1 protein-coding gene is annotated in these 579 nt (G+C 66.5%); it reads right to left on the reverse strand.

Features of this window, described 5'->3' with window-relative positions; genetic code table 11:
• Positions 1-579 (reverse strand): DDE-type integrase/transposase/recombinase (locus FGX59_RS37290; protein ID WP_240722889.1); only part of this gene is annotated, 579 nt, incomplete at both ends.

Below are 579 nucleotides of genomic sequence, written 5' to 3' on the forward strand. Positions count from 1 at the left end.
GAGGACAGCCATCGAGGTCAGTTCCGTCCCGTTGTCCGAGACCACCATCGCCGGTCGGCCGCGTTGTGTGATCAGCGCATCGAGTTCGCGCACGACGCGCAGACCGGAGAGCGAGGTGTCCGCCACCAGCGCCAGGCATTCCCGGCTGTAGTCGTCGACCACGGCCAGAACCCGGAAGCGACGGCCATCTGTCAGCGCGTCGCTCACGAAGTCCAAGCTCCAACGCAGGTTGGGGGCATCTGGCACCAGCATAGGCCTGCGCGTCCCTAGGGCCCGCTTTCGGCCACCCCTGCGGCGCACCTGCAGCTTCTCCTCGCGATAGAGCCGCCTGAGCTTCTTCAGGTTCATCATGATGCCCTGCCGCTCCAGCATCACATGGATGCGCCGCCTCTCGGTGATTGCATGCAATCGCCTGCCGGCCAGCGGGTAGCCAAACCGTCGCCGCTCGGCTGCGACAGCCTTCATCGCGGCCCTCACCTCAGCATCATCCGGTCGCACGCTGCGATAGCGCACGCTCGACCGGTCCACCGCCAAAGCCTTGCACGCCCGTCGTTGGCTCACCCCGTGGAACGCCACGAC

Source organism: Poseidonocella sp. HB161398, assembly GCF_005870025.1.
Classification (GTDB): domain Bacteria; phylum Pseudomonadota; class Alphaproteobacteria; order Rhodobacterales; family Rhodobacteraceae; genus Mangrovicoccus.